The organism is Cedecea sp. VD22, assembly GCF_037150195.1.
In the GTDB taxonomy this organism is placed as follows: Bacteria; Pseudomonadota; Gammaproteobacteria; order Enterobacterales; family Enterobacteriaceae; genus Cedecea.
The window spans coordinates 1-23,343 of sequence record NZ_JBBCPX010000026.1; the positions used below are offsets into that span (position 1 = coordinate 1).

General features: G+C 56.3%; 21 protein-coding genes. 18 read left to right on the plus strand and 3 right to left on the minus strand.

Annotated features, from left to right (window positions below):
- Positions 1-243 precede the first annotated feature (243 nt).
- Positions 244-1,278: a Mal regulon transcriptional regulator MalI gene (locus WFK85_RS22860; RefSeq protein ID WP_336709489.1), complete on the minus strand. Its 1,035-nt coding sequence runs from the start codon at positions 1,276-1,278 to the stop codon at positions 244-246.
- A 186-nt stretch (positions 1,279-1,464) separates the two neighbouring features.
- Between WFK85_RS22860 and malX the strand changes: the two genes are divergently transcribed.
- The 10 genes from malX (at position 1,465) to add (ending at position 13,496) form a co-directional block, all read left to right on the plus strand.
- Positions 1,465-3,054, plus strand: coding sequence for a maltose/glucose-specific PTS transporter subunit IIBC (malX, locus tag WFK85_RS22865; RefSeq protein ID WP_008456400.1), 1,590 nt, complete (start codon positions 1,465-1,467; stop codon positions 3,052-3,054).
- Between the two features lie 90 nt (positions 3,055-3,144).
- Positions 3,145-4,317, plus strand: coding sequence for a PatB family C-S lyase (locus WFK85_RS22870; RefSeq protein WP_166994177.1), 1,173 nt, complete (start codon positions 3,145-3,147; stop codon positions 4,315-4,317).
- 132 nt (positions 4,318-4,449) lie between these two features.
- The gene (locus tag WFK85_RS22875; RefSeq protein ID WP_336709492.1) at positions 4,450-5,880 is read left to right on the plus strand and encodes a CehA/McbA family metallohydrolase; all 1,431 of its coding nucleotides are present in this window, start codon (positions 4,450-4,452) and stop codon (positions 5,878-5,880) included.
- 190 nt (positions 5,881-6,070) lie between these two features.
- Complete coding sequence (locus WFK85_RS22880) at positions 6,071-7,546, plus strand: peptide MFS transporter (RefSeq protein WP_336709494.1); 1,476 nt, start codon at positions 6,071-6,073, stop codon at positions 7,544-7,546.
- Between the two features lie 379 nt (positions 7,547-7,925).
- Positions 7,926-8,993, plus strand: a complete 1,068-nt coding sequence (locus tag WFK85_RS22885; RefSeq protein ID WP_336709496.1) for a methyltransferase — start codon at positions 7,926-7,928, stop codon at positions 8,991-8,993.
- 50 nt (positions 8,994-9,043) lie between these two features.
- Positions 9,044-9,613 (plus strand): isopentenyl-diphosphate Delta-isomerase, encoded by a 570-nt coding sequence (gene idi / locus WFK85_RS22890; protein WP_166994169.1) that lies wholly within the window; start codon positions 9,044-9,046, stop codon positions 9,611-9,613.
- Positions 9,613-10,674: a terpene synthase family protein gene (locus tag WFK85_RS22895; protein ID WP_336709497.1), complete on the plus strand. Its 1,062-nt coding sequence runs from the start codon at positions 9,613-9,615 to the stop codon at positions 10,672-10,674. The genes idi and WFK85_RS22895 overlap by 1 nt, the downstream gene beginning before the upstream one ends.
- Positions 10,675-10,955: 281 nt before the next feature.
- Entirely contained in the window at positions 10,956-11,786 is an 831-nt protein-coding gene (locus tag WFK85_RS22900) for a class I SAM-dependent methyltransferase (RefSeq protein ID WP_336709499.1), read from the plus strand.
- A gap of 128 nt (positions 11,787-11,914) precedes the next feature.
- Positions 11,915-12,376, plus strand: coding sequence for a GNAT family N-acetyltransferase (locus WFK85_RS22905; protein WP_336709501.1), 462 nt, complete (start codon positions 11,915-11,917; stop codon positions 12,374-12,376).
- Between the two features lie 118 nt (positions 12,377-12,494).
- Positions 12,495-13,496 (plus strand): adenosine deaminase, encoded by a 1,002-nt coding sequence (gene add / locus WFK85_RS22910; RefSeq protein ID WP_008456411.1) that lies wholly within the window; start codon positions 12,495-12,497, stop codon positions 13,494-13,496.
- An 18-nt stretch (positions 13,497-13,514) separates the two neighbouring features.
- Here add and WFK85_RS22915 read toward each other — a convergent pair whose 3' ends face one another.
- A complete protein-coding gene (locus WFK85_RS22915) occupies positions 13,515-14,513 on the minus strand; it encodes a bile acid:sodium symporter family protein (protein WP_008456412.1) in 999 nt (332 codons plus the stop codon).
- 650 nt (positions 14,514-15,163) lie between these two features.
- Between WFK85_RS22915 and WFK85_RS22920 the strand changes: the two genes are divergently transcribed.
- The 3 genes from WFK85_RS22920 (at position 15,164) to WFK85_RS22930 (ending at position 18,065) form a co-directional block, all read left to right on the plus strand.
- Positions 15,164-15,424 (plus strand): hypothetical protein, encoded by a 261-nt coding sequence (locus WFK85_RS22920; protein ID WP_336709504.1) that lies wholly within the window; start codon positions 15,164-15,166, stop codon positions 15,422-15,424.
- A 44-nt stretch (positions 15,425-15,468) separates the two neighbouring features.
- Positions 15,469-16,260 carry a collagen-like triple helix repeat-containing protein gene (locus WFK85_RS22925; protein ID WP_336709506.1) on the plus strand — a complete coding sequence of 264 codons (792 nt, stop codon included), beginning with the start codon at positions 15,469-15,471 and terminating at the stop codon, positions 16,258-16,260.
- Between the two features lie 89 nt (positions 16,261-16,349).
- Positions 16,350-18,065, plus strand: coding sequence for a ShlB/FhaC/HecB family hemolysin secretion/activation protein (locus WFK85_RS22930; protein WP_336709508.1), 1,716 nt, complete (start codon positions 16,350-16,352; stop codon positions 18,063-18,065).
- 35 nt (positions 18,066-18,100) lie between these two features.
- Here WFK85_RS22930 and WFK85_RS22935 read toward each other — a convergent pair whose 3' ends face one another.
- Positions 18,101-19,141 (minus strand): oxidoreductase, encoded by a 1,041-nt coding sequence (locus WFK85_RS22935; RefSeq protein WP_336709510.1) that lies wholly within the window; start codon positions 19,139-19,141, stop codon positions 18,101-18,103.
- Positions 19,142-19,480: 339 nt separating this feature from the next.
- Between WFK85_RS22935 and ydgT the strand changes: the two genes are divergently transcribed.
- The 5 genes from ydgT to rsxC form a co-directional block, all read left to right on the plus strand.
- On the plus strand, positions 19,481-19,714 hold the full coding sequence (gene ydgT / locus WFK85_RS22940; protein ID WP_008456420.1) for a transcription modulator YdgT: 234 nt from the start codon (positions 19,481-19,483) through the stop codon (positions 19,712-19,714).
- Between the two features lie 78 nt (positions 19,715-19,792).
- Complete coding sequence (locus WFK85_RS22945; protein WP_008456421.1) at positions 19,793-20,233, plus strand: DUF2569 family protein; 441 nt, start codon at positions 19,793-19,795, stop codon at positions 20,231-20,233.
- Between the two features lie 77 nt (positions 20,234-20,310).
- Positions 20,311-20,892, plus strand: coding sequence for an electron transport complex subunit RsxA (gene rsxA / locus WFK85_RS22950; RefSeq protein WP_008456422.1), 582 nt, complete (start codon positions 20,311-20,313; stop codon positions 20,890-20,892).
- Positions 20,892-21,470 carry an electron transport complex subunit RsxB gene (gene rsxB, locus WFK85_RS22955; RefSeq protein ID WP_008456423.1) on the plus strand — a complete coding sequence of 193 codons (579 nt, stop codon included), beginning with the start codon at positions 20,892-20,894 and terminating at the stop codon, positions 21,468-21,470. The genes rsxA and rsxB overlap by 1 nt, the downstream gene beginning before the upstream one ends.
- A partial coding sequence (gene rsxC / locus WFK85_RS22960) for an electron transport complex subunit RsxC (protein ID WP_336806165.1) occupies positions 21,463-23,343 on the plus strand: 1,881 nt, incomplete at its 3' end. The genes rsxB and rsxC, both read left to right, overlap by 8 nt.

Sequence of the window (23,343 nt, forward strand, 5' to 3'; positions counted from 1 at the left end):
TGATAGCCGGTGGGTTTACCGCTTCAGCGGCGATGAGCTCGCCGGGCGCCGGGGGTTGTCAGGGGGAATGGCGTAATTCCCCCTGACACGTTCACCGTGCTCTGAACGTGCAGGGAAAATCGATCTACGGGTGAACGGAATCACTGCGAAGCGAAATATCTCTCCCGTAAGATTTCAAAGGTAAATCTGTATAAGCGACAGATGCGCTATCGGCATGGTTAATTCATGCTGTTCCTGAAAAAGTTAGTTTTTAATGCTGATTAACCGGGCGGGCATAATCTGATTGCTGAACACGACGTCGCTTTCCTGGGCTCGCTGGAGAATACGCTGTGCCGCGCTGCGGCCAATTTCTCTCGCAGGCGTCGTCACCCACGTCATTGGCACGTCGTCCAGATCATCTTCTGTGACTTCGGCAAAGCCTGCCAGCGCGATGTGCCGGTCGTAATAACTGTCCACGCTGCCGCCGCCCATCTGCCAACCCGCGCGGGTCAGGCCGAACCACGCCCCCATCGCCACGGTGCTGTTGTGGCAAACCACGGCGCTGATGGTCGGGAAGTTGTGCAGCAGTTCGGTGATGGCATCCGCCGCCTGCTTCTGGCTCGGCTCGCACTCAAGGATCCAGTCGCTGTGGAAAGGCAGCCCATGCTGCATCAGGGTGGCGCAAAAGCCGCCCAGCCGCTCCGCGCGTGTTAACGACGAGCTACGCCCGCCCAGCCACGCAATACGCTGGTGCCCGCGCTTAATCAGATGCTCGGTCACCAGTTGCGCCGCCTGCATATTATCCGGGCGAATGATATCAACCTCGTCCAGATAACTTGCTCGTGAGGCAAACACCAGCGGCACCTTATTCTGTACTGCCATATCCCGCAGATCCGCGCCCTGACCTGCCGCACCGGCAATAATAATGCCGTCCACGCCCTGGGCCACCAGCGTGTCGAAACAGCGCTGCATATGCTGCCCCTGGCTACCGCTCTGGGTGAGAAACAGAAGCTGGCCCTGTTGCTCCAGCGCTTCCGTTAACCCGGCGGTTAACTCCGCATAAAAAGGATTGCAGAGGTCGCGGACAATCAGGCCAATCACCCCGCTCTGGCCACCGCGCAGCGAAGCGGCCTGGCGATTACGCACAAAGCCTAACTTTTCGATAGCCTCATTCACCCGCTGACCGGTGGCGGTGGAGATCCTCCCCTTACCGCTAAGCACCAGCGATACCGTGGTCACCGAGACACCTGCGGCCTCGGCAACCTCGTTGATAGTGATTCTTTTGGTCAGCGTCGACATCGTTAAGTCAGATCCTCCGTGAATCGATAAATATAAAGATAAAACGTTTTACTTATGCTGGCATATTCAACGTCATTATGCGCGGTAATTCTGCGATCGTCCTCACGATAAAATTGGGTAAAACGTTTTATCATTTTCAAACTTTACTTACACAACACTTCATTTTAACCGGGTCAAGGAGTCGTGATGGCGGCTAATACACCACAAAAAAAATCGCTTTGGGAGTTTTTCCAGAACCTCGGCAAAACTTTTATGTTGCCGGTGGCGCTGCTGTCGTTCTGCGGCATCATGCTGGGGATTGGCAGTTCGCTGAGCAGCCATGACGTTGTTACCGAGATCCCGTGGCTGGGCAACCCGGTCTTACAGCTGATCTTTACCTGGATGAGCAAAATGGGCTCATTCGCGTTCAGCTTCCTGCCAGTGATGTTCTGTATCGCCATCCCGCTGGGCCTGGCGCGTGAAAATAAAGGCGTGGCCGCCTTCGCCGGCTTTGTCGGCTATATGGTGATGAACCTCGCGGTTAACTTCTGGCTGACCGCCAAAGGCATCCTGCCAACGACCGATGCGGCAATCCTCAAAGCCAATAACATTCAAAGCGTGCTCGGCGTGCAGTCAATTGATACCGGTATTCTCGGCGCGGTCATTGCCGGGATTATCGTTTATCTGCTGCACGAGCGTTTTCACAATATCCGCCTGCCGGACGCATTAGCGTTCTTCGGCGGCACCCGCTTTGTGCCCATTATTACCACCCTGGTGATGGGCCTGGTTGGCCTGGTTATCCCGCTGATCTGGCCAATTTTTGCCGCCGGGATCAACGCCCTGGGCTACATGATCCACAGCGCAGGTATCTTTGGGCCAATGATCTTCGGTACCGGGGAACGTCTGCTGCTGCCGTTCGGCCTGCAGCATATTCTGGTGGCCCTGATTCGCTTCACCGAAGCGGGCGGCACCATGGACGTGTGCGGTCATACCGTGAGCGGCGCGCTGACTATCTTCCAGGCGCAGCTGAGCTGCCCGACCACCCACGGCTTCTCTGAAAGCGCAACGCAGTTCCTGTCCCAGGGTAAAATGCCGGCGTTCCTCGGCGGCCTGCCAGGTGCAGCGCTGGCGATGTACCACTGTGCTCGCCCGGAAAACCGCCATAAAATTAAAGGGCTGTTGATCTCCGGCGTGATTGCCTGCGTCGTGGGCGGCACCACCGAACCTATCGAGTTCCTGTTCCTGTTCGTCGCGCCGGTGCTGTACCTGATTCACGCCGTGCTGACCGGGATTGGCTTCACCATGATGTCCGTGCTGGGCGTGACTATCGGCAACACCGACGGCAACATTATCGACTTCTTCGTCTTCGGCGTGCTGCACGGCCTGTCCACCAAATGGTATATGGTCCCGGTTGTGGCCGCGGTATGGTTTGCTGGCTACTATGCCATCTTCCGCTTCGCCATTACCCGCTTCAATATCAAAACCCCAGGGCGTGATATTGAAACCACCACTGCAGAAAAACCGGTTGGCGGCCACACGGGCAAATCTGGCTACAACGTACCAGCGATTCTGGCGGCGCTGGGCGGCAGCGATAACATTTCGACGCTGGATAACTGCATCACCCGCCTGCGCCTGTCGGTTAAAGATATGTCGCTGGTGGATACCGCGGCGCTGAAGGCCAACCGCGCCATCGGCGTAGTGAAGCTCAACGAGCACAACCTGCAGGTGGTTATAGGGCCACAGGTTCAGTCGGTAAAAGATGAGATGGTCGGCCTGATGCGTACCGTCGAGGCTTAATTCACCCAGGAGCGCTTCGGCGCTCTTCATTATCATGCAAAGAGGGAAAGCGCGGTTTTCCCTCTTTGTGGTTAAAAGCTGTGAGGTTTTATGTTTGATTTTTCTGTTCCGGTAGACCGCCACGGCACCTGGTGCACCCAGTGGGATTATGTGGCCGACCGCTTCGGCGCCGCTGACCTGCTGCCCTTCACCATTTCCGATATGGACTTCCCTACCGCGCCCTGCATTCTTGCTGCCCTGCAAAAAAGATTGGCCCACGGCGTACTCGGCTACAGCCGCTGGAAGAACGACGATTTTCTCTCCGCCATCGCCCACTGGTACCTGCAGCGTTTCGGCAGCAGCATCGACCCGGAGAACGTAGTCTACGGCCCTTCGGTGATTTACATGGTTTCGCAGCTTGTACGCCAGTGGTCGCAGCCGGGCGACGGCGTGCTGATTCATACCCCCGCGTACGATGCGTTCTACAAAGCAATTGAAGGCAACCAGCGTCAGGTTCTGAGCGCGCCGCTGCATAAAACAGCGGAAGGCTGGCACTGTGATATGACGAAGCTGGAAACCCTGCTCGCCCGGCCTGAATGTAAAATCATGCTGCTCTGCAGCCCGCATAACCCAACGGGCAAAGTCTGGACACGGGAAGAGCTGACCACCATGGCTGAACTCTGCGCACGCCACGGCGTGCAGGTTATCAGCGATGAGATTCATATGGATATGGTGTGGGGCAATAACCGCCACATTCCATGGTGCGAAGTTGGCCTCGGCGGCTGGGCGCTGCTCACATCCGGCTCGAAAAGCTTCAACATCCCGGCACTTACCGGCGCTTACGGGCTGATTAATCATGCGGACGACCGCCAAAAATACCTGAACGTGCTCAAAGGGCAGGATGGCCTCTCCTCTCCGGCCGTGCTGGCGATTGTGGCTCATATTGCCGCCTACCGCGAGGGCCAACCCTGGCTTGACGCGCTGCGGGACTACCTGCAAGGCAATTTACAGTTCGTGGCCGACAGGCTGAACCAGGCGTTTCCTGAACTTAACTGGCAGCCACCGCAGTCCACTTACCTGGCATGGATTGATTTACGCCCGCAGGGGCTGGACGACAGAGCGCTGCAGCAAGTGCTTATTGAAGAGCAGAAAGTCGCCATCATGCCGGGCTACACCTACGGCCCTGAAGGCAACGGTTTTGTGCGCCTGAACGCCGGGTGCCCGCGCGTCAAACTTGAGGCTGGCGTTGAGCGGCTTATTGCCGGGATCCATTCGCTGTTATAGCCCGTAAAGGGGAGCCAGCTCCCCTTCCTCTCCTGCGGCATTCATCACTTCGTCATGTTTCCGACACCCAATCGACACACAATCTTCACTCGCTCCCCTTAAGCTCGTGACAATTAAGAACAGGAGCAAATCATGCACGTTTTTACCGGTGAAATTCCCTTCGGTCATGCCGTCCACACCTTCTCTGTAGCAGACAATGCCCCGGCGATTAGCCTGACCGGCACGACGCTGCGTACCGGACACCTCTACTGCTACCTTTACGACAGCCGCCGGCAGCTAAGAGCCTCGGTGATGCTGCAAAAACCGGAAAAGGTGCTGACAGTCTGCGCGGACTGGGCTTCCATCGGTGCTCTCCCCGGCGAACTCCCCGCCGGAGAATGGCAATTGCATATCTATAACGTCATCGGTGAAAGCCGTTCGCCGCAGCCCATGAGCTATCGGCTGGATGTGACTTTCGACGCCCTGGGCGCCTCCGTTGATTTTGAAAAACAAGACGTTTTACGCCCGGATCACCAGGTCATTTTTGACTACCAGCGCACGCTCAGCGATCGTCCCGGCTGGTATCGCGGCGACCTGCACGGCCATACCACGCTGTCCGACGGCAACAACACGCTGCCTGAAGCGCTGGATATCATGGCTTCGCAGGGGCTGGATTTCTTCTTCCTGACCGAGCACAACTTGTCCCACGCCTGTCTCCCGCGCCACGACAGCGTTTTGTTGCTGCCGAGCATTGAAGTCACCGCCGACAAGAGCCACCTGAACGTGCATGGCCCCGCCGCCACGCTGAATATGTTCCATGCGGATTACAGCAGCCGCGGTCTGCTCACTCAGGGCATTGCGCTCAAGCGGCCAGAAAGCGTACTGAGCGTAAACCACGCCATGCTGCACCCGTGGAGCTGGCTCTATAACGACATGCCGATGGCGGATATCGACGTACTGGAAGTGCTCAACGACCCAACCTGGAAAAACGCCACCACCGCGAACGAGCAGGTGGTCGAGATCTTCACCACGCTGTGGAACGCGGGGCACCGGATTTATGCCGTCGGCGGCAGCGACTGCCATATGCAGCCCCACGAGCGCTATCCGCAGGCGACAGAGCCGTCTATTTACGGCGACCCGGCAACCTGGGTTTATGCCGAGGCGCTCAGCGGAGAGGCCATTCTTGCCGCCATCAAAAACGGGCATTGTTACTTTGAGCGCCGCTGCGGCCTGACATTCAGCCTGAATGACGGCGCGCTGCTGCCGGGCGACGCTGCTGATGGCAAACAGATCGTATTGACCGTAGCGGTAAAAGATAGCGAACGGCGCTACACGCTCCAGGTCGTGTCGGAAGCGGGGATTCTGGCTGAATATCCCCAGGAAAACACGCCACAAGACATTCACGCAGATATGAAAAAACATGCGTGGATTCGCTGGGATATCCGCCGTGAGGACGGCTCGCTGGAGGGCATGATCAACCCGGTTTACTGTGCTAAGCATCCGCTGTTTCTCTCGCCTGTCGGCGCCACCTGGGGCGAGGTGACCGGCCACCTTGAATTTCCCCGCAGCACCGATTCGGAGTGATTTTTAAGCACTTTCGTCTGGTTATCTTTTTGGTTTGTAAAATTTTGAAATTATTTAATGTGAATATTTAGTCGTTCTGCTTTGCATAAAACCGCTAAAAGCGACGAAAATGCTCCCTCATCATAGTCATAGAAATTAAGACCCGGTGACGCCGCGCTTCCCGGGTCTTTTTGTTGTTGAGAGAGACAATATGAGTTTATCTTCCGGCCACGCCTCGCATCAGGCCATTCCTCCCGGCTCAGGCGCGTTGTTCTTTATTCAGATGTTCGCCACCCTGGGCTTTGCGGTGCTTTACTCCACGCTGGTGCTGTACGTCACCAAGCGACTGGGCTTTAGCGAAGGCCAGGCCGATGCCATGATGGGGATCTTCGGGGCATTCAACTACGGGCTGCACCTGTTTGGCGGCTGCCTCGGGGGCCGCTATCTGAGTAACCGGAACCTGTTTGTGCTGGGGATGCTGCTGCAGGTCGCGGGCTGTTATCTGATTGCCGACGCGGGCCTGACGGGCCTGTGGTGGGGGCTGGCGATGTTCCTGAGCGGCAGCGGGCTGAACGTCACCTGCCTGAACATGATGCTGACCCAGCGTTTTGCGCCGGACGACGATCGCCGTGAAGCCGCCTTCCTGTGGAACTACGCCGGGATGAACCTGGGCTTCTTTATCGGCTTTACCGTGGCGGGCTACTACCAGTTGACCGAAAGCTACCGGGCGCTGTTCCTGTTTGCCACCCTCGGAAACGTCGCCGCCGTAGTCATCACCCTGCTCCGCTGGCCGGTGCTGGCAGATATCAGCACGCCGCTGCAGCACATCAAGGGGAAAGGGTTTTATCTGCGCATGGCTTTTGGGCTGCTGATCCTGATTCTTCTGGTCCCTGTCCTGCGCCTGCTGCTCGGCCATACCGAATTCAGCAGCACGTTTGTTATCGTGCTGGGGGCGCTGGTCTTCCTGGCACTGTGCGTCATGACCGCCCGCCACCCTCGCAAGCACGAGCGTCTCCGCATGGCAGCTTACCTGCTGCTGGCCGCCGGTTCGCTGGTGTTTTGGTCGCTGTACCAGCTGGCACCCATGGGGCTGACGCTGTTCGCCGAGCATAACGTTACCCTGAACGCTTTTGGCTGGGAAGTCTCTCCGCAGTGGCTGCAAAACATCAACACTGTCGTCATCGTGATCGGCGGCCCGCTGATGGCCTGGCTGTTCAAACGCCTGCGCGATCGCGGCGTGCGCATCGACATTCCCGCCCAGTTTGCCTCTTCGTTGTTCTGTATGGGCGTTGGCATGCTGGTGCTGCCGCTGGGTATCGCCATGGCAGGTGCGGACGGCATGGTGGCGCTGAAATGGATTGTGCTGAGCTACATTCTGCAAAGCATCGGCGAACTGCTGATTTCCCCGGTGGGCTACTCGATGATCGGCAAACTGGCCCCGGCCAACCTGCAGGGCCTGATGATGGGCTGCTGGATGATGGTCACGGGCGTGGCCTCCGTGCTGGCGGGCTATGTTTCCGGCCGCATGCCGCAAAACAGCGGCAGCACGCCGATACTGACCGACCCGGGCTACAGCAAAGTCTTTAGCCAGCTGGGCTGGGGCTCCGTCGCTACCGGCGTTATTTTACTGCTGCTGATCCCGCTGCTGCGCCGCCTGATCGAAGAAAAACGTACCCCGCACGCTTAACACATAAGGCGCGGGTGTGACTCGCGCCAGATTTTATTGCTCACCATTTTCTGATTCACCCGTTCTTGTTCCTGCCTGAACCCGTGTGGATGACTGTTTTATGTTCATCTAAGCGGAACTTACCGCGCAATTTTGCGACTCACCTCAAGCCATAAACAAACGCTATTACCTGCCCTACAGGGCCTGAAGTAGCTTGTCACCGCGTGTTTGACAAGTTCCTAACCTTCTATTTTTAATGATTTTTTATTTTGTCACGACGCGGTATACGTTCAGGATCCTCAGTCTGCAAGGATAAGCCGATACGACGGCCATGGTTAATGCATTTTGTCATTAGCGGGCCATTTCCAATGTTTGTTGTACTCTTTCAGGTTACTGCTGTATGAGCCAAACCCTTGCCTTCCCCTCTGCTGCCGACAGCACGTCGCCAGAGCAGCAAAACACACCGGTCCCCGCCACGCCACGTAATAATCTGCTGGCCCTGTTGGGCATGCAGTCTTTGCTGGTGCATGCCATTACGGCCGCAGCCCGGCTGAAGCTGGCAGATATTCTCGGAGATCAAACCCTCGGTCTGGAGGCGCTGGCTCGGCAAAGCGGTTGCCAACCTCAGGCGCTGAAACGTTTGCTGCGCGCCCTTGCGGGCTGCGGCATTTTTTTTGAAACCGGAGAGGGGTATCGCAACACGCCGCTGAGTGCCATGCTGAACAGCGAGCGACCGGATTCTTTGCACGGATGGGCCTGCTTTATGGGGTCAGAGCAGGTTAACCGCTGTTTTGAACAGCTGGATGTCGCCCTGACGGAGGACGGCCCCGTATTTGATAAAATCTATGGTCAGCCCTTTTTTGACTATCTGGGCCAGGACGCCGGAGCCAGAGACATTTTTGCCCGCGCCATGACCTCTTATTCGGCCTCGGGCATTGACGATGCCCTGGCGGCCTTTGATTTCTGCCACGCTGGCCGATTGTTCGATATCGGCAGCGGATTAGGTAAATTTCTGTCCGGCATTCTCGATGCAAATCCGCAGCTGACTGGCACGCTGTTTGATTTGCCTGAGGTGATTGCTCAGATTGAAAACCAAACCAGCGAGCGTAATCCTCGCCTGGCCTGGCAGGCCGGAAACTTCTTCAATGAGATCCCTGCCGGGGCGGACACCTACATTCTGCGGCATGTCCTGCATGACTGGTCAGACGAACAGGCACTGCAGATCCTGCGCAACTGCCGTCAAGCTATGCATGAGGGCGCACAGCTGTTGATCTTCGAACATTTGCTTACCGGCGATAACCAGCCCGATTACGCCAAGTTTCTGGATCTGGTCATGTTAACGTCCCTGCACGGTAGAGAGCGCAGCGAGGCTGAGTACCGGCATTTGCTTGAAAAGGCAGATTTACGCATTGAGCGGCTAGTGAAAACGCCAGGCTTCCATACTCTGCTAATCGTCAAGCCTCGGTAACCTCAGCCAATCGTGTGGGCGCCGAAAGGCCCCGACAGGGAGATATAATAATGCCGACAGAGAAAATGATTCTGGTGGACAGCCACGACAGGCCAACGGGTGAAGGCGAGAAGATACAAACGCACCTTGAGGGACAGCTGCATCGTGCTTTTTCGATCTTTATCTTTAACCCAACGGGGGAGCTGTTGCTCCAGCGGCGGGCGAAAAGTAAATACCATTCTGGCGGGCTATGGGCTAACACTTGCTGTGGCCATCCCCGCCCGGGTGAAACGAACGTCAATGCCGCACGGCGTAGGCTAAAAGAGGAAATGGGGTTTGACTGCCCTCTGCTTTCCGTTGGGAACATTACCTATAGAGTCGAGGTTTCCCCGACGATGGTGGAGCATGAATTTGATCATCTGTTCATCGGGCTGTTCAGCGGGCAGCCTCATGCTAATCCGGTAGAAGTCGACGCCTGGCAATGGCTGACGCTCGAAAACCTTCAGCGTCAGATGGCTCAGCGACCAGAAACGTTTGCCGCCTGGTTTATGACCATCATGGAGAAGTCCCGTTCATTACGCCCTGAAAACTGGCATAACCAGCTCCAGACTGCTGACTCAGACTTACTTTTGGGAAAATAATGATGAGCGCACTTCCTCTCCCCGAATTCTATTGCCCTTTCACCACCCATATGAATCCCAGCCACGATAACAGCTGGGCGGAATCCCGCCGCTGGTTAGTCGAGATGGGTTTAGTCCAGGGGGAACAGGCCATCGAGCGACTTGATCGCTCAGGGTTTTCACAACTTACCGCCAAAGCTTATCCATACGCCGCACAAGACGATCTGAAGGTAGCGATTAACTGGCTGGTATGGCTATTTTTATTCGACGATCAGTTAGATGAGTGCTGCCTGGGCCATCAGAAAGATCAGGCCGATCTGATCCTCGACCGTCTGCTGCGACTTGCCCTGCCGGACGCGGAAGGCAAACTCTCGCCGCAAAGCCCGGTTGAACGCGCTTTTGTTTCACTCTGGCAGGAATATGCCCGGCGCCTGAGTAAAGAACAGCAGCGGCGCTTTAGCCAAAATATTCGTAACTATCTCAGCTCGCTTCGCTGGGAAGTCACGGCCAGAAATAAAAGTGCCTTACCGGGCTTGCTGACTTTTGTTGAGATACGCCGTGATACCGGTGCCGTGAGGGTCGTGCTGGATATCATTGAGTTCTGCCTCAATGATGAAATTCCGGCCATCATTGCCGACAGCCTCGAGCTACAGTTGCTAAAAAACTGCACCATCGACGTGATTTGCATGAGTAATGACCTCTTCTCTTTCGAGAAAGAGCGATCACGCGGGGATGTGAATAACCTGGTATTGGTCCTGGAGCAAAACGCAGGCTGCTCCCGCGCAGAGGCGGTGACCCGCATTTATGGTCTCGTTCTCGACCGACAGAACCTGTTCATGGAAACACGCCATCGGCTTGAAACTCTGCTGGAAGAGACGCCGCTGACGCAGACGCAGCGGGAAAGCATTCGTCGGTACGTTGAGGGGATGGCGCACTGGATGCGGGCCAACCTCGATTTTTCACTCTCGACGCCGCGGTATGCCGAGATTGAAGACAGCCGGGCGGGAAAACCGCTCAGCTGGCTGGAGAATATAAGCGCCATGCAGCACGAGCTGTTCCAGGCGCCATTACGAAAAGATTAAGGAGGTGGCTCAGGTGCAAAAGTGCCTGAGCCCGACCGGGAATAACCAAACGCTTTCCCCACGTAAGGCCGTTGACAGTCCCGCCTGCCGAAACTAGACTCAGTTTTTTTATTGAATCCCTCCCGAGGTTTGCAACGAAATGAACAACTAATGCGCTCTGCCTGACTTATGCCAGTGTGAATACGCATTGCTGTTTATTATTGCAGTTTCGGCTGCGGCTTATGCCGCACATCTCGCCGCTATTCCCTGGCTCTGCTTTTCACTCCCCAGAGGAAAATAAGATGCCTGATACATTTACCCACTCTTCCGACTTACTCGAGCACAACCGCGCCGCATGGGATGCCCTTGCCCGCCAGCAGTGCGAATGGTCCCGGCCTGTCGGTGCCGACATCATTGCACAAGCCCGCCGCGGCGAGTGGCAGATTCATTTAACGCCAGGCAAGCTCCCTGCCAGCTGGCTACCGAACGTGCAGGGAAAACGCATTCTCTGCCTGGCGTCTGCCGGGGGGCAGCAGGCACCGGTGCTCGCCGCCGCCGGGGCGGAAGTCACCGTATATGATTTATCGCAGGAGCAGCTCAATAAAGACCGCTTTGTTGCGCAACGGGACAATCTGAAGCTGACATTTGTCCAGGGCGATATGCGCGATCTGTCCCGTTTCGCGGATAAAAGCTTTGACTACATTATCCACCCGATATCTAACCAGTACGTGCCGGATATTCGCCCCATCTGGCGCGGCTGTTACCGGATTTTAGCGAGCGGCGGAAAGCTGTTATCCAGCTTTTTTAATCCGGTTGTTTTCATCGGCGATCGTGCAGCCAACTATGCCGAACAAGGCGTTATCCGTCCAAGATTCAGCCTGCCCTATTCTGACGTCAATGATCTCACGGCCGACGAGCTGGCCGCGAAACAGGCTCGGGGAGAAGCGTTCGTCTTTGGCCATTCACTGGAAGAGCAGATCGGCGGACAGCTTGAGGCGGGTTTCGCACTGGCCGGTTTTTATGAAGATAAGCAGCCCAACCCGCGTTTCTTGATTGACCAGTTTATGCCGACGTTTATAGCTACCTGCGCGATTAAATATGGGTTGGCAGCCGTCAGTGAAACAGGCGAATAAAAAGATCTTTTTTATTTAAATATGCTTACAAACAACTTTTTATAAAACCCAAAAACAGCCAGCCCCTAAAGCTGGCTGTGCTAACATTTGCCGGCACAAGCCTTCTTTCCCCTGATGGAAACCAGCCAATGAACGAGATACTTTTTCGTAAAGCACAGCTTGCCGATGTTCCCGCCATTATCACGCTGTTAGCCGACGACATTCTGGGCCGCCTGAGAGAAGATCCCAGCCTTCCCTTAGATCAGCGCTACATTGATGCTTTTCATGCCATCGATGCCGATCCAAACCAGCTACTTGCCGTAGCCGTATCCGGAGATGAGGTCATCGGGACGTTACAGCTGACCTTTATTCAGGGCTTAGCGCGCAAAGGCGCGTGGCGCGGCCAGATTGAAGCGGTACGCATTGCGCGTTCACAGAGAGGGACGGGATTTGGCAAACAGATGGTGGATTGGGCCGTCCAGCAGTGCAAAGAAAGAGGCTGTCACCTCGTACAGCTCACTACGGACAAAACACGGACGGATGCGCACCGCTTTTATGACAACCTTGGTTTTGAGGCCAGCCATCTTGGCTACAAGCTAACGCTGCAATAATTTTTCTCGGCAAAAGCGCGACAGGGACGTTTGCGCAACAAAATGCTGACAGCCGTAGCAATTGCCCCCCATTTCTTTTTATAATACGCCGCACTTTAATCAAAAAAAGAGTGCGACCATGATTGATACCACCCTGCCGTTAACCGATTTGCACCGCCACCTTGATGGCAATATTCGTGCGCAAACTATCCTCGATCTCGGCCGCCAGTTTAATTTATCTTTACCTGCCAATACCCTCGAAACCCTGCGTCCACACGTTCAGGTCGTTGAGACTGCACCGGACCTGGTCAGTTTCCTGCAGAAGCTGGACTGGGGCGTGAAAGTGCTGGGCGATCTCGAGGCCTGCCGCCGCGTCGCCTGGGAAAATATTGAAGATGCCGCTCGCAACGGCCTGCACTACGTGGAGCTGCGCTTCTCCCCTGGCTATATGGCGATGAGTCACAACCTGCCGGTGGCCGGCGTGGTTGAAGCCGTAATTGAAGGTGTACGCCAGGGCTGCCGCGATTTTGGCGTTGAAGCCCGCCTGATCGGCATTATGAGCCGAACCTTTGGTGAAGCCGCCTGTGAAGCGGAACTGAACGCCCTGCTCGCCCACCGCGACAGCATTACCGCGCTGGACTTAGCCGGAGACGAACTTGGCTTCCCGGGCAGCCTGTTCCTGAATCACTTTAATCGTGCGCGGGATGCTGGCTGGCGGATCACCGTGCATGCCGGCGAAGCTGCCGGGCCGGAGAGCATCTGGCAGGCTATCCGCGAGCTGGGCGCGGAGCGTATCGGTCACGGCGTAAAAGCAGTTGAAGATCCGGCGCTGATGGATTTCCTGGCGGAACATAAAATCGGGATTGAGTCCTGCCTGACGTCGAATATTCAGACCAGCACCGTTGCGGCCCTGGACAAACACCCGCTGATCGCCTTCCTCGATCGCGGCGTTTTGGCCACGATCAATACCGATGACCCGGCGGTTCAGGGCATCGATATTATTCATGAGTATAACGTCGCGGCACCTCAGGCCGGCCTCAGCGCGGCGCACATTCGCACCGCGCAGGAGAATGGACTGAAGATTGCGTTCCTGAGCGAAGCCGAAAAACAGGCGCTTATCGCTAAGGTTAAGGCGGCGTAAAAATACCGGCGGCTGGCGTCAGGACGCGGATTCCAGCTGCCGTTTTTGTTCGGCCGTTTTGCGGGCATAGCGCTGAGCCAGAACGGCGCAAACCATCAGCTGGATTTGGTGGAAAATCATCAGCGGCAGCACCATCATCCCCACCGCACTTGCCGGGAACAGCACATTTGCCATCGGCACGCCGTTGGCCAGACTTTTCTTCGACCCGCAAAACACGATAGTAATCTCGTCAGCCGTATTAAAGCCCAGCAGGCGCGCCGCCAGCGTATTCACCACCAGCACAATCGCCAGCAGCACCAGCGAGCAGGCCAGCACCATCAGCAGCGAGAAACCGTTGACCTGATGCCAAATGCCTTCGACTACCGCTTCGCTAAACGCCACATAGACGACCAGCAAAATGGACGACCGGTCGGTCAGGCCAATCAGCTTTTTATGACGATCCACCCATTTGCCAATCAGCGGCCGGGAAAGATGCCCGATAACAAACGGCACCATCAGCTGCATAATGATTTTGCCAATGGCATGCAGCGTGTCGGTTGCCCCTTCCTGAGTCTGCATCAGCGCCCCAACCAGAACGGGCGAGAGGAAGATCCCCAGGATGCTGGATGCAGAAGCGCTACACACCGCCGCCGCCACGTTACCCCCGGCAACCGAAGTAAAGGCGATGGCTGACTGCACCGTGGCGGGCAGCGCACAAAGATAGAGGAAGCCCATATACAGCGGCTGACTCAGAATAGCCGGAGAGAGGAATCCCATCGCCAGCCCCAGCAGCGGGAACAGCGCAAAGGTACTGAGAAACACCACTAAATGAAGTTTCCAGTGCCCCATGCCCGCCACAATGGCATCGCGGGAGAGTTTTGCCCCATGCATAAAGAAGAGCAGCGCGATGGCAAACGTCGTCAGGTATTCAAACCCGGTTTTCACTATCCCCTCGCACGGGAACAGCGATGCCACGATCACCACGCCAATCATTATCAGTAAAAAATTATCAATTTTTAGTTTTTGTAGCCAACCCATCCTGTTCCTCTACCTGTCAGACATCATTTTGGCTGTTACTTTGCAACAAATCGGCCGCGCTGGCGAGTTAACAATTCTGCAAACTTCCAAAAAATGCACAGTGGGTTCATGTCGCTTTATCTTAAAGCGAAACGTTATCGATTAAGCGAAACTGAAACTAAAATATGAATACAGCACGGCTTAATTTTATAGCTATTTAAAGAAGACATTTCACCGTAAATCAAGGTAATTGTCATAAAAAATTTTTTACCTTTTGGTAAAAAAATAACCTAATGATAATTAAAAAGTTAATATCAAAACCATTCAATTTCAAAATGCAGAAATACGACAAAAATCTCATTTGGAAATTTAAATTCATATTATATGAGCCGTGATGTGGCAGTGATTCAAATACGCCATACACTTATTAATACGCCGTCCGGCGTGCTAATAGTGGAGTATTGCTATGCGCTCAAATAATTTTGGCCGCCTCAGCGCTATTGCGATGGCGGTACTTCTTGCCTTCTCCCTGTCGGCCTGTAGCGGCGGCGGCGGGAGTTCGCACAATACGGCGAAAACAGCCGGGTCTGCCGGCACCACGGGCACAGACACCGCAAGCAATGGCGGTAGCGGCTCGGGGAGTAGCGGTTCCGGTGGAGGAACCGGCTCGGATGGCAGTACTGGAACAGGTGCAGGTACTGGAACAGGCACTGGTACAGGTACTGGAACAGGTACTGGAACAGGTACTGGAACAGGTACTGGAACAGGTACTGGAACAGGTACTGGAACAGGTACTGGAACAGGTACTGGAACAGGTACTGGAACAGGTGGCGGTTCGGGCGGAGGTGGAACCGGTGGCGGTACTGGAGGCGGAACAACCGTCGCTAATAGTGCAGGTAATAACATTATCGGCGATGCCGGCGGCGTCGTAAGCGGCGTTGGCAGTACCGTCAGCGGCGTAGGTTCTCAGTTACCGGTGAATAATCCTGTCACCTCCACGGTTGCCGTGGCCGTGGACGGCACCGGCAGCGCCATTTCAACCGTCGGCAACGGCGTAGTGAATGGCCTTGGCAATGCTAACAACCCTAACGGGGTGGGCACCACCGTGACCGGTGCGACCAATGCCGTATCTGGCCTTGGGACAACCGTTTCAGCAGTCGGGACTAATCTCGCAAGCTCCACAGCCAATACGCCAGTCGGCGGGGTCACAGGTGCCGCAGGTGGACTGGTCAATACTGCGGGGCAAGCCGTGACCGGTACAGGGAATGCCCTGACTCAAACGGTACAAAGCCCTGGCGTGTCCAACCTGACAACTGGCGCTACGGGGCTGGTTAACACCACCCTTTCAGATACGCAGAAAGCCACTCAGGCCGTGGGCGGGGCTACCGGGCTGGGTACGCCAGTCAGTAACCTGCTGACCACCACAGGGGGAGCCGTCAGCGGTCTGGGGACCAATATAAGCGGCAGCAACCCTTCTCTCAGCGGCGTGGGGCAGGTAGTCCAGAATACCGGGCAGGTGGTGACTGACAGCGGAGCGCTGGTGAAACCAGTGCAAACCGGCAGCAGCTCAGGCTCCGTTTCAGCGGGGGCTTCTGGCTCGCTCGGCGTGGGGGGCAATGGCCTGGTGACCGGCCTTGGCACCACAGTGAGCGGCCTGACCTCTTCGCTAACCACCAATGTCAACGCCAGTGCGACAGGCAGTAGCACAAGTTCAGGCCAGCAAGTCGGGCTTACCGGCGCGGTCAGCGGTCTTTTGAAAACCAAATAGTGCTCACTATGGCACATGTGCTCCCGTGGTAACGGCGGGAGCACTTTTTTCACAGCATCTTCTTCGCTGCGCAGTTAAGGGAGATCACTATGGACACTCGTCTGGGTATCGTGTTGCTTTATGGCGCTACGCTGAGTATCAGCTATGCCGATATGTCCCCCACGCTTATCGACCCTAATAACCCCGCAAAAGCTGCTCGTTCTCTTGCCATACCTGCTGCCCCGCAAAAACAGCCAGAAGTAAAAACCCCGCTGCCGGTTCCGAAGTTAACCCCGCAGACGCCGATTACGGTGAAACATCTGCAGTTTATTGGCGGCACGCGCTATAAACTCGACTCGCTGGTTCAGCCGTTTATGCCGCTGGTCGGCAAAATAGTCCCGCTGGCCCAGTTGATAACGTTGACCAATAACATTACCCAGCGCTATCAGCAGGATGGCCTGCCCCTGTCCTACGCTTACCTGCCGAGCGACAATTTCCATGATGGCACGGTGCGTATTGTGCTGGTTGAAGGCTATATTGCGCACAGCAACATCAAAAGCGATAACGCTAATACGGGCGAACGCTTAAGCCGTTTGTCGGCGCTAATGATGAATGAAAAACCCCTCAGTCAGGCCACATTTGACCGCTACAGCCTGCTGATGCAGCGCACGCCGGCGACAAAAGTGGAGGCCAATGCCGCGCTACCTAACAACATTTATGGCGCGGCGGATATGAAAGTCGACGCCACGCAGCCGCATATCTGGGATATTTCCTCCACGATAGACACGCGCAAAGGCTCAAACCTGGCGCTGATTAACGGCACGCTCAGCAACCTCACCAGCCACGGCGATCAGCTGGGGCTTGCCACGCTGGTGCCGCTGGATAGCAGCACGAAAAAAACCTACTTTGGGGCCAACTATCAGCAATACCTCACCGATAACGGCCTGCTGATGCAGTTGAAAGGCAGCTTCTATCGCGAAAACCCCAGTGACTACACGCCGCTGCTTTATTTGCCGCAGAACATTTCTATCGATGCAAAGGAAAAAACCACCCAGTACACCGGGGGAATAGCCTTCAGCTACCCGCTGCTGCTTGAGCGCAAGAAGCAGTTTTCGGTCAGCGGCGGGCTGGATTATGTCGATAAGCGCGACGATTATGCGCTGCGCGCCAGCGGCTTCGGCAATACCATTGATTTGCCCGGCGTCAGCCAGCGCGCTCGCTACCCGGCGGCAGAGTTTTCGGCCTGGGGCTACCGCGAGTACGACACCGCCAACTGGAGCGCACGCCTGACCCTGCGCAAGGGTATTGATGCCTTTGGGGCCAGCGTCACGCCGGGATTAAACACTAATCTCAACTTTACGCGCTGGAAGGGCAACGTCGATGCAGCCTGGCTGGTCGCGCCTAAATGGCGATTGAGTACGTCGCTGGAGGGGGACTGGTCAAACAACAATTTGCCCGAAGCTGAGCGCGTAAGCTTCGGGGCGCAGCGTTTTGGCCGGGGATATCCTGACGGCGAGGCCAGCGGAGATTACGGCTACGGCGGGCAGGTTGAAATGCGCTATCTCCATAGTCTCGATCAGGGCGTGTGGATTAACACGGTGCAGCCCTATGTCGTGGCCGATACCGCCCAGACCTGGTTCAATCAGCCGGGCTTCCGTCATCAGCGCCTGGCCTCGATTGCAACCGGGGTAACGGTGGGCGACAGCCGCCACTATACTGTCTCCGTTGAGGCGGCGAGACCACTGGCTGATTTACCCAGCGACAGCAGCCGCCGCGATGTCCGCTTCAGCCTGACCTTCACCTACAACTTTAACAATCTGCATTAACGGTTAACCCTCACCGGGCGCGGTGAGGGGCATTCTCAGACAAGGTTCAGCGTCGCGCGCTTTTTCGCGGACTCGATGCCCAGCTCAATCAGTTCCATGACCTGAATCGCCTGGGCTGCCGGGACAGGGTTCTCACCTTTACCGGCCAGAGCATCACGCACTCCCGCGTAATAAGCCGGATAGTTACCTGGCACGGTCAGTAGCGTCTGCTCGTCCATTATCTCGCCCTGTGCCAGGGTCAGCACGCCGTCGCGCATGTCGTAACCCCAGTCTTCCTGTGGTAGTCGTTCGCCCGCTTTCAGGCGATCTTCCTGCGGATCAAGGCCGTATTTAATGTAGCTCCCACGCGTGCCGTGCACGATGTAACGCGCCGTTTCCGCCGCCGCCAGCAGCGTGCCATGCAGCACGACACGACGCTGCGGATAAGCCAGCACGGCGTGGAAGTAGTCGGTCGCCTGCGCCCCGGCGCGAAGCTGCGCGAGGTCCACGGTCAGGCTGACTGGCAGCCCAAACAGAGTGATGGCCTGATCAAGCAGATGCGGCCCAAGATCGTACCAAATACCGCTGCCGACGCCCGCCTGTTCACGCCAGCGGTTACGTACCTGCGGGCGGTAGCGGTCAAAGTGGGATTCAAAATAGGCCACTTCGCCGAGCGTCCCTTCCGCCAGCAAATTTTTCACCGTCAGGAAGTCGCTATCCCAACGGCGGTTGTGGAACACGGACAGCAGCAGACCGACCTTTTTAGCCAGCGCATCCAGCTCCCGCGCCTGGGATAGCGTGACGGTGAAAGGCTTATCAACGACGACATGTTTTCCGGCTTCCAGCGCAGCTTTAGCCAGCGGGAAGTGGGTGTCATTCGGGGTAGGAATGACAATCAGATCGATGGCGGGATCTTTAAACAGGTGCTGAGGATCGGACACGACCGTCATCCCCGGCCAGTCAGCGTGCACTTTTTCAGCATCGCTACTGGAAACTGCGGCGAGGATCATTCCTGGCGTACCGGAAATCAGCGGTGCATGAAAAGTCTTGCTGGCATAACCGTAACCGATAAGCCCGACGCGGATGGTATCACTCATGTGTTTTCCTCTCTTTAATGAACTCCGGCATTTCACCTTATCCCCCGGTGGGCGACAACAGCAAGTTTCTGGATTGCGCATTGCCCAGGCATAAGACCGCCATTATTGCTAATCATCCAGACAGTTATTATGGCTTTAAATAACTGTCTTCATTTAGCCCGAACGGCCAGGGTATATTAAAATTAAGGAGATTTTTATGTAGTCCAGGACGCGATATTCCTGGATCTTGCAAAGAAAACTCCTAATTGTTCCGTTGAGTAATAATAGCGCTAAGTCGCGACCGAGTTTGCGATTATCATCGCCTCTCAATCCGCCGACCGTGATTAATTGATACCCGCCATGGAAAATGCAACACCTCTCAGTGCCCTGGACTACCTGATGAAATTCCGCAAAATAAGCTCGCAGGAAAATCTGGAAAAGCTTTTTGATCACTTGAATTACACCCTGACCGACAGCCAGGAAATCATGAATATGTACCGCGCGGCCGATCACCGCAGGGCAGAACTGGCCTCCGGCGGACGTCTTTTTGACCTTGGATGCGTGCCGAAAACGGTCTGGCGTTACGTTGTATAGCCGCTGCCGGTAGCATTAGCGGCAAAATCCCTTATAATCCCCCCGCTTTATTCACCTTATTTAAAATCGGGAGGACACATGACGACGCCCCAACCCCCGCGCATTGCCGGCTGGCTCCTTGCCCCTTTGGCCTGGCTGCTGATGTCGTTGCTCAGCAGCTCGGTGGCGCTGTTAAGTTTCCTGATGATGATTCTGTCCCCGGCAGCCCGCGAGGCGCTGGGCAGCGCAGACGCAAAAACAACGCTGTTGTTCAGCCTGTCCGTCGCCTGTGCGATGGCAATGTGGGCCTATACCCTCTGGCTGACTATCGCGTTCTTTAAACGCCGCCAGAATGTGGTCCGTCATTATATTTTGTGGCTGCTGCTCACCGTGCTGCTGGCGATTAAATCCTTCGCATTTTCGCCGGTCAGCGACAAGGTCGCGGTTCAACTGCTGCTGCCTTCTCTGCTTGCAGCGGCATTACTGGTGCCTTATTTGAAGCGTTCGAAGCGAGTGAAGCAGACCTTCATTAACCCGTAATAACCCTATAGATAGCCCGTTGTCGCCGCCCGCCGATTCGTCGATAATAGGCGGCTTTTTTTGTTTCAGGTCGAATCATGTCAGATTATTTGCTGCTCTTTGTGGGTACCGTGCTGGTCAATAACTTCGTGCTGGTGAAGTTCCTTGGTCTGTGTCCGTTTATGGGGGTTTCCAAAAAACTGGAAAGCGCCATCGGCATGGGGCTGGCGACCACCTTCGTGATGACGCTCGCCTCTATTTTTGCGTGGATCATTGACGAACTTATCCTGGTGCCGCTGGACCTGATCTATCTGCGCACCCTGGCGTTTATCCTGGTTATCGCGGTTGTCGTGCAGTTCACCGAAATGGTGGTGCGTAAAACCAGCCCCGCGCTTTATCGCCTGCTGGGGATCTTCCTGCCGCTGATCACCACCAACTGCGCCGTACTCGGCGTGGCATTGCTCAACATCAATCTGGGCCATAACTTCCTGCAGTCGGCGGTGTACGGCTTTTCCGCCGCGCTTGGCTTCTCGCTGGTGATGGTGCTGTTCGCGGCCATTCGAGAGCGTATGGTTGTAGCCGATATTCCAGCCCCGTTTCGCGGCAACGCTATCGCGTTGGTGACCGCAGGCCTGATGGCCCTCGCCTTTATGGGCTTTAGCGGGCTGGTGAAGTTCTGATGACAACGTTGTGGATGGCCATTATTTCAGTCACGCTGATGGGGCTGCTTTTCGGCCTGATCCTGGGCTATGCCTCTCGCCGCTTTGAAGTAGAAGAAGATCCGATTGTTGACCGCATTGACGAACTGCTGCCCCAGAGCCAGTGCGGCCAGTGCGGTTACCCAGGCTGCCGTCCTTACGCAGAGGCCGTTGGCAACCAGGGCGCGAAAATCAACCTTTGCGCGCCGGGCGGCGAAGCCGTAATGCTGAAGATTGCCAGCGCCCTCAACGTGGAGCCCCAGCCCATTGACGGCGACGCCACCGCCGCAGAGCCAGTGCGCATGCTCGCCGTGATTGACGAAGCAAACTGCATCGGCTGCACAAAATGCATTCAGGCCTGCCCCGTTGACGCGATTGTAGGCGCGACCCGCGCCATGCATACCGTGATCAGCGACCAGTGCACAGGCTGTAACCTTTGCGTCGACCCTTGCCCTACCCGCTGCATCGACCTGATCCCCGTCAGCCCGACGACCGAAAGCTGGAAATGGGATTTGCAGACCATCCCGGTGCGTATGATCCCGGCGGATAACCATGCTTAATATCTTCAATCGCTTTAAAAAAGACAGAATTTGGGACTTTGACGGCGGCATTCATCCCCCGGAGATGAAAACTCAGTCCAACGGCACGCCGCTGCGCCAGGTTCCGCTGCCCTCCCAGCTCGTGATTCCGCTGAAGCAGCACATCGGCGCGGAAGGTGAACTGTGCGTCAAACCCGGTGACTATGTGCTGCGCGGCCAGCCTCTGACCCGTGGACGCGGGCGTATGCTGCCGGTACACGCTCCAACCTCCGGCACCATTAAGGCTATTGAACCGCACTCAACCGCGCATCCTTCTGCCCTCGCCGAACTTAGCGTCATTCTTGATGCTGACGGTGAGGACCGCTGGATTGAACGAGACGGCTGGAGCGACTACCGCTGCCAGAGCCGTGAAGCCCTTATTGAACGCATTCACCAGTTCGGCGTGGCCGGGCTGGGCGGCGCAGGGTTCCCGACCGGCAGCAAACTGCAGGGCGGCGGCGATAAAATTGACACGCTGATCGTGAACGCCGCCGAATGCGAGCCCTACATTACCGCCGACGACCGCCTGATGCAGGACTGTGCCGCGCAAATTATCGAAGGCGTGCGCATTCTGGCCCATATTCTGAAGCCACAGCGCATTCTTATTGGCATTGAGGACAACAAGCCGCAGGCGATCTCCATGATGCGGGCGGTGCTGGCTAATAGCCACGATATGCAGCTGCGGGTCATCCCGACGAAATACCCGTCCGGCGGCGCCAAGCAGCTGACGCAGATTTTAACCGGCAAGCAGGTGCCCCACGGGGGCCGTTCGTCCGACATTGGCATTCTGATGCAGAACGTCGGCACCGCGTATGCCATTAAACGTGCGGTCATCGACGGCGAACCGCTGACCGAGCGTGTCGTCACTTTAACTGGTGAATCCATAACTCAGCCGGGCAACGTCTGGGCGCGTCTGGGCACGCCGGTCAGCCACCTGCTCAGTTTTGCGGGCTTCCGCCCAGGGCAGGATCAGAAAGTGATTATGGGTGGGCCGCTGATGGGCTTCACCCTGCCGTGGCTTGATGTGCCGGTAGTAAAAATTACCAACTGCCTGTTGGCCCCGTCTCCGGCTGAAATGGGCGAGCAGGAAGAAGAACAAGGCTGTATTCGCTGCAGCGCCTGCGCGGACTCCTGCCCGGCCGATCTGCTGCCGCAGCAGCTGTACTGGTTCAGCAAAGGCCAGCAGCACGACAAAGCCACCGCCTACAACCTGTCTGACTGTATCGAATGCGGGGCCTGCGCCTACGTTTGCCCGAGCAATATTCCGCTGGTGCAGTACTTCCGCCAGGAAAAGGCCGAAATCCGTGAGATTGAGCTGGAAGCCAAACGCACCGTTGAGGCTAAGGCTCGCTTTGAGGCACGGCAGGAAAGGCTGGAGCGTGAGAAAGCCGCTCGCCTTGAGCGCCATAAAAATGCCGCGGTTCAGCCGACGGCAAAAGATAACGATGCCATTCAGGCCGCACTTGCCCGCGTAAAAAGCAAAAAAGCGCAGGCCAGCGACGAACCTATAGTGGTGAAAGCCGGCAGTACGCCGGACAATAGCGAAATGATTGCCGCCCGCGAAGCCCGTAAAGCTGAAGCGCGCGCGCGCCAGGCAGAGAAAGCGCTACAGGCAGAATCGGCGAGCAGCACCGAAACCGATCCGCGGAAGGCTGCCGTTGAAGCCGCGATCGCCCGTGCCAAGGCTCGCAAAGCCGCACAAAACGCAGAAAGTCCTGAGCCAGCTGCCGTTGAGCCAGAAGCCGTTGACCCGCGTAAGGCCGCCGTTGAGGCCGCCATTGCCCGAGCCAAGGCTCGCAAAGCGGCGCAAAACGCAGAAAGCCCTGAGCCAGCTGTCGTTGAGCCAGAAGCCGTT